9 protein-coding genes and 1 tRNA gene are annotated in these 8,213 nt (G+C 68.5%); 5 read left to right on the top strand and 5 right to left on the bottom strand.

The genetic code is table 11. The annotated features are described in order from the left end of the window. Positions 1-63: 63 nt before the first annotated feature. The 3 genes from Q7T84_RS10610 to hemC all read right to left on the bottom strand — a co-directional run bounded on the left by Q7T84_RS10610 (position 64) and on the right by hemC (position 2,312). Positions 64-139 (bottom strand) — tRNA-Thr (locus Q7T84_RS10610). 430 nt (positions 140-569) lie between these two features. After that, the gene (locus Q7T84_RS10605; RefSeq protein WP_304808551.1) at positions 570-1,253 is read right to left on the bottom strand and encodes a uroporphyrinogen-III synthase; all 684 of its coding nucleotides are present in this window, start codon (positions 1,251-1,253) and stop codon (positions 570-572) included. Between the two features lie 90 nt (positions 1,254-1,343). Next, positions 1,344-2,312: a hydroxymethylbilane synthase gene (hemC, locus tag Q7T84_RS10600; RefSeq protein WP_304808549.1), complete on the bottom strand. Its 969-nt coding sequence runs from the start codon at positions 2,310-2,312 to the stop codon at positions 1,344-1,346. 81 nt (positions 2,313-2,393) lie between these two features. On the opposite strand from hemC, the gene tsaD reads away from it, so the two are divergent. The 4 genes from tsaD to Q7T84_RS10580 are packed head-to-tail and all read left to right on the top strand — an operon-like array spanning position 2,394 to position 5,137. Continuing rightward, a complete protein-coding gene (tsaD, locus tag Q7T84_RS10595) occupies positions 2,394-3,485 on the top strand; it encodes a tRNA (adenosine(37)-N6)-threonylcarbamoyltransferase complex transferase subunit TsaD (RefSeq protein ID WP_304808547.1) in 1,092 nt (363 codons plus the stop codon). Next, positions 3,482-4,471 (top strand): NAD(P)H-dependent glycerol-3-phosphate dehydrogenase, encoded by a 990-nt coding sequence (locus Q7T84_RS10590; protein WP_304808545.1) that lies wholly within the window; start codon positions 3,482-3,484, stop codon positions 4,469-4,471. The genes tsaD and Q7T84_RS10590 overlap by 4 nt, the downstream gene beginning before the upstream one ends. 13 nt (positions 4,472-4,484) lie before the next feature. After that, positions 4,485-4,772 (top strand): YciI family protein, encoded by a 288-nt coding sequence (locus Q7T84_RS10585; protein WP_304808544.1) that lies wholly within the window; start codon positions 4,485-4,487, stop codon positions 4,770-4,772. Beyond that, positions 4,769-5,137, top strand: coding sequence for a Rieske 2Fe-2S domain-containing protein (locus Q7T84_RS10580; protein WP_304808542.1), 369 nt, complete (start codon positions 4,769-4,771; stop codon positions 5,135-5,137). Before Q7T84_RS10585 ends, Q7T84_RS10580 begins: the two co-directional genes overlap by 4 nt. Positions 5,138-5,139: 2 nt before the next feature. On the opposite strand, the gene Q7T84_RS10575 is transcribed toward Q7T84_RS10580, so the two are convergent. Together Q7T84_RS10575 and Q7T84_RS10570 are read right to left on the bottom strand one after the other, a co-directional pair. Next, positions 5,140-5,895 (bottom strand): creatininase family protein, encoded by a 756-nt coding sequence (locus Q7T84_RS10575; protein ID WP_304808540.1) that lies wholly within the window; start codon positions 5,893-5,895, stop codon positions 5,140-5,142. A gap of 309 nt (positions 5,896-6,204) precedes the next feature. Further along, positions 6,205-7,782, bottom strand: a complete 1,578-nt coding sequence (locus Q7T84_RS10570; RefSeq protein WP_304808538.1) for a M28 family metallopeptidase — start codon at positions 7,780-7,782, stop codon at positions 6,205-6,207. A gap of 222 nt (positions 7,783-8,004) precedes the next feature. Between Q7T84_RS10570 and Q7T84_RS10565 the strand changes: the two genes are divergently transcribed. Further along, on the top strand, positions 8,005-8,213 hold a 209-nt coding region (locus Q7T84_RS10565; RefSeq protein ID WP_304808553.1), incomplete at its 3' end, for an acetyl-coenzyme A synthetase N-terminal domain-containing protein.

The following is an 8,213-nucleotide window of genomic DNA, read 5'->3' as shown; positions in this document are numbered from 1 at the left end:
AGATGACGCCCACGCGGCCGGATCGGCTCTAGCCGCCGCGCCGCCGACTTGTTCATGGGAAAATGGTGCCGCTTACAGGACTCGAACCTGTGACCCCCTCATTACGAATGAGGTGCTCTACCAGCTGAGCTAAAGCGGCCTGGTGCGCGTTCGTGGGGCGATTGGCCCCGCGAAGGAGGGCCTACTTAGCGACTCTCGGGCCGCTCGCCAAGCGCCGCCTTGCTTGAGCGCGCCGCCAACCAGCATGCCGGGCCGGTGGAACGGGCGGTTCCTCCTCCTCACAGAGGCCTTCCCCGACCGAACAGCGCGGCGCCGAGGCCTTTCCCGCCCATAGGTAAGCCACTGAGATTGCGCAGGAAACCTGCAGTTTCGGCAATTCGCCCGTGGTCGGCTCGCGCCGTTCGTGGCGCGGATGAATCAGCTCCCCGTTTTCGACGAAACTCGTCACCAGACGCACCCGATCAGCGGCCTTCTCGACGAAAATACGGCTCTCTAGATCGAGATCTGACCAATTGGGCTCGTGTCGGCCTTCCAGACCCGCGCCTCGCACGGCTGGTCACCCTCACACCCTAACGGTCTATCAAGTTCAGCAAGGCCGCTTCGAGGGGAAAGGGCGCGAAGGTCTTCTGCGAAACCTCGGCGCGAGCCAAGGGCTTGAGCACCGCCTTGGAAAGGCCGAGCACGCGCAGGTGCGGCTGAGGATGGTTCTTGAGGATGACGGCCAGGGCCGCGGCCGCCTTGGCCGAGTGGACCAGGGCGATGTCCACGTCCGCCAATTGCTCGATCTGACGAGGCTCAAACCGGGTCGGCAAGGTGTCGTAGAGCGTCAGGGCCCGCACCTCGACGCGCGCCTGCTCCAGGGCGCCGGCCAGGTCGCCGGCCAACTCGGCCGCGCCGGGATGCAGGACCGCCCCGCCGATCTCCGCCCGCCGCGAAGCTATACCCCTAGCCAGGGCCGCGACGTCGCCATCCGCCGACAGCACCTGCTTGAAACCCGCCTGACGCGCGGCCTGGGCCGTGGCCGCGCCGACGGCAAAGACCCTCAACGAGCGATCAGCGCTAAGCCGAGCGAAGGCCCGCAGTCCATTGGCGCTGGTGAAGGCCAACGCCCCAACGCCGGTCAAGTCGACCTCGACGTTCTCCAGCATCTCGACCGCCAGCAGCGGCGCCACAAGGGTGGCGTGGCCCAGCACATGGACCCGCGCGGCGGTCGCGTCCGCCCCCGGCTGCGCGCGGGTGATCCAGATCTTCAAGGGTCGGGCGGCGTTCATCGCAGGTGGAAAAGACCTATATCGCCCGAGACCCTGGAGGGGGACGGCCGCGGAATCAATCCACGGTTCGGATCATTCCGGCAGCAGGATGAGATCGCCGCCCTCTTCGCGCACCGCCGCGCCAAGGGAGAGGCCCAGCGCGCGGGCCGCATCCAACGGGTCCTGGGCCGACGAGAGCTCGGCCGAACCCTCGCGGCGGAAACGGTGGACGCCGTCCGCAGACAGCGCCTCGACGATCAGATGCAGGCCGCCGCCGGCCAGCCGCGCATGCGCCCCGACAGCGGTCTTGCAGGAACCTTCCAGGGCGGTCAGGGCGCCGCGTTCGGCGGCCACGGCCACGGCGGTCGGGGCGTGACGCACCGCTTCCAGCCAGGGCGCGCCAATGTCGGAAATGCGAGTCTCAATGGCCAGGGCGCCCTGGCCAGGCGCGGGCGGGCACTCGACGGGGTCGATCAGGCTCTGGGGCAGATGGCCAAGGCCCAGACGGATCAGACCCGACATCGCCAGCAGGATGGCGTCGGCGTCTCCGGCCGCCAGCTTGGCCAGGCGCGTATCGACATTGCCGCGCAGCATCTGGACGTCGAGATCGCGGCGGCGGTGGAGCGACTGGGCCTGACGGCGCAGCGAGGCGGTGCCGAGGATCGCGCCCTGCGGCAAATCCTCCAGGCGAGCGACCTTGTGGCTGAGGAAGGCGTCGCGAGGATCCTCGCGCTCAGGGATGGCGGCGATGCACAGGCCCTCCGGCAACAGGGCCGGCATGTCCTTCATCGAGTGAATCGCGCAGTCGATGGAGCCGTCGAGCAGCGCCTCCTCGATTTCCTTGGTGAACAGGCCCTTACCGCCAATTTCCATCAGGCGACGGTCCTGGATACGGTCCCCGCTGGTGGTGATGACGATCAGAGGCGCGCGCGCCTCCACCTGCGCAGGGTCGCTCGGATCGGCTCCGAGCGCCGCTGCGATACGGCGTTGCATGATGCCGGCCTGGGCCAGCGAAAGCTTGGAGCCGCGGGCTCCGATCCGGACGGGCGGTTGCGTGGGCACGACGCGCAGTCTACCTCGGCGTTTCAAAGGAGGTCCCGGCCTATAGGACGGGACCGCAAGTCGCAACCACCGGGAGACCGAGTGATCGAGCCGCTGACCGTCCTGGGCCTGGAAACCAGCTGCGATGAGACCGCCGCGGCGGTGGTGCGCCTGGATGTTTCCGGCGGGGTTGAAGTGCTGTCCTCGATCGTCGGCACCCAGATCGCGGCCCACGCCCCCTATGGCGGCGTCGTGCCCGAAATCGCCGCCCGCGCCCACGTCGAGACCATCGACGCCATCGTCGCCGAGGCGATGCGCACCGCCGGCGTCAGCTACAGCGATCTCACCGGGGTGGCGGCGACAGCCGGTCCCGGCCTGGTCGGCGGCGTGATGGTGGGCCTGTCGTTCGGCAAAGCCGTCGCCTTGGCGCGCGGCCTGCCGCTGGTCGCGGTGAACCATCTGGAGGGCCACGCGGTCTCCGCGCGGCTGGCCGCCGACATCCCCTATCCGTTCCTGCTGCTGCTGGTGTCCGGCGGCCACTGCCAGATTCTGGCCGTTGAGGGGGTGGGCGCCTGCCGTCGCCTGGGCTCGACCATCGACGACGCCGCGGGCGAGGCCTTCGACAAGATCGCCAAGAGCATGGGCCTGCCCTATCCCGGCGGCCCAGCCCTGGAGAAGCTCGCCGAGGGCGGCGATCCCAGCGGCTACGCCCTGCCCCGCGCCCTGCTGGGGCGTGAAGGGTTCGATTTCTCGTTCTCCGGGCTGAAGACCGCCGCCTCGCGCATGGCCGCCACGGTCAATACCGACATCGAGCGCAAGAACCTGGCGGCCGCCGTCCAGACCGCCATCGCCCGCCAGCTGTCCGACCGCACCGACAAGGCGATGGTCGCCTATGCCCGCGAGCACGAGGGCGCTCCCTTGCGTTTCGTCGTCGCCGGCGGGGTCGCGGCCAACACGGCTGTGCGCACCAAACTCCAGGACATCGCGACCGCGCGAGGCTTCTCGTTCGACGCCCCGCCGCTCGCCTATTGCACCGACAACGCCGCGATGATCGCCCTGGCCGGAGCTGAGCGGCTGGCCCTGGGGATCACCGACCCGCTGGATGCGCCGGCCCGGCCGCGCTGGCCGCTGGACGAGGCCGCCGCCCTGGCCAACCCAACCCACGTTCCCGGCCGTAAAGGAGCCAAGGCATGAAGACTGCTGGCGTTATCGGCGGCGGAGCCTGGGGCACCGCCCTGGCCCTGGTCTGCGCCCGCGCGGGCCTCGCCACCACGCTCTATGCACGCGAGCCTGAGGTGGTCAGCGCCATCAACGAGGCGCGCGAGAACAAGACCTTCCTGCCTGGCGTGGTGTTCGATGCGCCGGTCCGGGCCACGAGCGACCTCGCCGAACTCGGCGAGACAGACTTCGTCTTGAACGTCACCCCGGCCCAGCACCTGCGCGGCAGCCTAGACGCCTTCCGGCCCTACGCCCGCGCCGGCGTGCCGATGGTGCTCTGCTCCAAGGGCGTCGAGCAGGGCTCGCTCAAGCTGATGACCGAGGTGCTCAACGAGGGCCTGCCGCAAGCCTCACCGGCGGTGCTGTCGGGACCAAGCTTCGCCATCGACGTGGCCAAGGGCTTGCCGACCGCCGTCACCCTGGCTTGCCCGGACGAGGAGATGGGCTTCCAACTCGCCGCGGCGCTGAGCCTGCCGACTTTCCGCCCCTACCTCGCCACCGACATGATCGGCGCCGAGATCGGCGGCTCGGTGAAGAACGTCCTGGCCATCGCCTGCGGCGTGGTCGAGGGTCGGGGCCTGGGCCGCAGCGCCCACGCCGCCCTGATCACCCGCGGCTTCGCCGAGATGACCCGCATGGCCGTGGCGTTGGGCGGTGAGGCCGAGACCGTCGCGGGCCTCTGCGGGCTCGGCGACCTGGTGCTCACCTGCTCCAGCCCGCAGTCGCGCAATATGAGCGTCGGCCTGGCGCTGGGCGCCGGCCAGACCCTGGAACAGGCCCTGGCCGGAAAGGTCTCTGTCGCCGAAGGCGTCGCCTCGGCCCCCGCCGTCCTGGCGCTGGCGAACAAGCTGGGCGTCGAAACCCCGATCTGCGCCGCCGTCGCGGCCATCCTGGCCGGCGAGGCCAAGGTTGACGAGGCCATCGCCGCCCTGCTCGCCCGCCCGATCACCACCGAACGCTAAGAGGACCGCCGCCTTGACCATCTTCGCCATCTACTGCGTCGACAAGCCGAACTCCCTGGAACTGCGCATGGCCACGCGCGAGGCCCACCTGGCCTATGTCGGCGGCTTCCGCGACCAACTGCGGCTGGGCGGTCCGATGCTGAACGAGAATGGCGACATGGCCGGATCGATCATCATGGTGGAGATGGAGACCCTCGCCGAAGCCCAGGCCCTCGCGGCCGGCGACCCCTACAACCAGGCGGGCTTGTTCGAGCGCGTCGACATCACCGCCTTCCGCCCGTCGCTCGGAAAGCTCGGTTGACGCGCGATAGCTCCGACAATCCAGCCCGGCCGCCGGCCGGCGTCGCGCTCTGCGCGGTGGCCGACTTGGCCGATCCCGGATCGAAGGGCTTCCGGTTTCGCGCAGACAGCAAGATGTTCGCCGGCTTCGTCGTGCGGCTGGGCGAGGAGATCCGCGGCTATGTGGATTCCTGTCCTCACGCCGGCTGGCCGCTAGCCGCCTGGGACGACCGCTACCTGACCCGCGAGGGCGACCTGATCCTCTGCGGGGGCCACGCGGCCCTGTTCCGACCGCTGGACGGTGTCTGCATCGCCGGCCCCTGCGCCGATGAGCGCCTGACGCCCTGGCCGCTCACAGTCGTGAACGGCCAGATCGTCACCGCCTAGCTCTAGCCCCGCGCCGGAAACACCTCGGCCGAGAAGTCCGCCACGTCGGCGATCAAACCCTCGGCGGCCAGGGCCACCAGTTCGCCGCCCTTTTCCGGCGTGGCCAGGCCCGGATCGGACCCCATTCGGCCGTCGGGATAGCGGGCGCGGAAATCGAGCGCCTCGCGGATCGGACCGGTGGGCGCGATCTGCGGCGCGTAGTTGGCGGTCTTGATGGCGTCCGGATAGGCCCACTGGGTGACGGCGATTTCCGAGGGCGTCGCATGGCTGCCGTGGCCGACCGGGAATTGCCGATGGGCCAGGGCGTTGACGCCGCGCAGCTCCCACCAGTTCTTGAGCTTGCAGGCGAACCCGCGCTCGGTCCGGCCAAAGCTGGCCTCGGCGTACAGCTCAGAGAACGCCGCTTCGATGGTGGCGACATTGCCGCCGTGACCGTTCAGGAAATAGATCTTCTCGAACCCGTGCCCGGCCAGCGAGCGGCACCAATCGCCGATGGCGGCGATAAAGGTCGAGGGTCGCAGCGAGATGGTGCCGGGGAAGCCCAGGTGATGCTGAGCCATGCCGATGTTGAAGGTTGGAGCGATCAACAGATCGGAACTTTTCTGCGCCTCGTGGGCGATGATCTCAGGGCAGAGCCAGTCGGTGCCCAGCAGGCCGGTCGGCCCGTGCTGTTCATTGGAGCCGATCGGCACGATCACCGTCTTGGAGCGTTCCAGATAGGCTTCGACTTCTTGCCAGGTGGAGAGGTGGAGCAGCATCTAAATTCCTAATCCAGCACAGTGCGTCCGGGGTCCGGGCATCTTACCGTTCGCCAGGGCCGACAATCCAACCGCGCGAAGGAGGCCTCTAGATGGCGCTGCGGTTGAACGATGTCGCCCCCTACTTCGCACAGGTCCGATTTCCTTCCATCGGGTGGGCGGACGGAGAGGGCTCTTCCTCCCCAATCTACTCGTCATGGCCGGCCTCTTGAGCCGGCCATCCATGCCTCCGAGGTCGACGGCTTACCTGGCCGGTCTGCGTGTATGGATCCCCGAGACAAGAGCCCGGGGAGCGTTCCGGCTCGCCCCCTACTTCGCAAACCGCTTGAAGAAGCTGTCGTCCTTCCAGGTGGGACGCTCGGGGGCGTCGGCGGCCTGCATGGCGACCTGCGCCATGAAGGCGTTGAACTTCACCGCGTCGGCGCGCTCGACCGGCTGGGTCAGGTCGTCGGCTAGCCCGTGATAGCGCTCGGCGCGCCAGGTCTTTTCGATCTGCGCCTCCGGTGTGCCGGCCTTGAAGCCGAACTTGAAGGCCAGGGCCGGCACGCCAGCGCGAATGAAGCTGTACTGATCGGAGCGGATGAACGAGTTGCGATCCGGATAGGGGTCGGCGACCACCTCCAAGCCTTGGGCGACGGCCGCGGCCCGGGCGGCGTCGCCCAGCGTGCTTTCGTCGACGCCGAGGACGATCACCGACTTCAGCGGCCACAGCGGCAGCGCCATGTCCATGTTCAGATTGCCGACCACCGAGCGGACCGGCACGCTGGGACGCTCGGCGAAATACTTCGAGCCCAGCAGGCCCTTTTCCTCACCCGTCACCAGCACGAACAGGATCGAGCGCTTCGGCTTGGCTTTGGACTCGCTGAGCGTCCGGGCGATCTCCAGCACCGAGGCGACGCCCGAGGCGTTGTCCATGGCCCCGGCATAATAGGGCGCACCCTGGCCCGTGGTGTTGAGCCCGAGGTGATCGAGGTGGGCGGTGATCACCACGTGCTCGGCCTTCAACTTGGGATCGGTCCCCGGCAGTTTCGCCACGACGTTAGACGAGGCGACCTCGGTGACGTCGGCGGCGACCTGGGCCTTAAGCCCGATCTTCAGGTCGAAGCCCTTGATCGGCTTGGAGGCGTCGGCCAGCGCTAACACCTCGGCGAAGCTGTGACCCGAACGCGCGAACAGCTTCTCGGCCTGGGCAGGATTGAAGCTGGCCGAGAACCGCTCGCCCTTCACTTCACGCAAGGCCAGATCGGCCGGATACATGCCGGGCTGGCTGGAATTGGCGATCTGCCGTTCCCACGGCACGTCCATCGATTTCGGGGTCGGCAGGGCGATCAGGCCGACGGCGCCGGCCGCCTGGGCCGCGCGCCAGGTCTCGGAGCCGCGCGAGTGGGACTTCAGCGCCGCCGAGATATCGGACGGCCCGCCGTTCACATAGACCGCGATCTTGCCCTTCAGGTCCTGGCCGGAAAAGTCGTCATAGCCGATCTCCGGCAGATGCAGGCCGTAGCCGATGAAGACCAGCGGCGCCTCGATGGCCTTGGGCTGAGGCAGACGCGAACCCAGGAGGATGTCAGGGCCCACCTGCAGGGGCTGGACCTGGCCGTCCACCACCAGGGCCGCGATCGAGCGGTCTGCGAGGACGCGCTGGACGGTGAATTTCATCGGCTGCAGGTAGCCGTCCGTTCCGGCCGGCAGCAGGCCATAGGCCTTGAAACGGTCGGCCGCATAGGCCGCGGCCTTGTCGTAGCCGGGGCTGCCGGTCAGCCGGCCTTCGAACTGCGGACCGGCCAAGGTCTCGACATGCGACCACCACCGCGCGCCATCGGCTTCAGCGGCCAGCGCCGGCGATGTGATCAGGGCGGCGAGCGCGAGAGCGAGGATGGGACGCATGCGGCGGGTCTCCAATGGCCAAGCCGCCACACATCTCCGATCCCGCCGGCCGCGACAAGGCGCGCGGGCGCCGCAGCCACGCGAAACGCAAGTTCGCGCGGCTCGGCAGTTGCGCCGAGCGCCGCAACCCGCATAACTCCCCAAAAGTTTGAAATGGGAGTGCGCAGCGTGAGCGACGGCGAAGTCTTTCCGGTTCCGAAATCCTGGGCTGAACGCGCGCATATGGACGCCGCGGGCTATGCCGCCGCCGTCGCAGAGGTCGGAACCAACCCTGACGCCTACTGGACCAAGGTCGCCGAACGGCTGGATTGGATCACCCCCTTCAGCGTGGTCAAGGACGTCTCCTTCAACCGCGAAGACTTCCGTATCCGCTGGTTCGCCGACGGCGTCCTGAACGTCTCGGTCAACTGCCTGGACCGGCACCTGGCCAC

Source organism: Phenylobacterium sp. (assembly GCF_030654915.1).
In the GTDB taxonomy this organism is placed as follows: Bacteria; Pseudomonadota; Alphaproteobacteria; order Caulobacterales; family Caulobacteraceae; genus Phenylobacterium.
The sequence above is the reverse complement of the archived record's forward strand: the minus strand, read 5'-3'. Positions and strand labels throughout refer to the sequence as shown.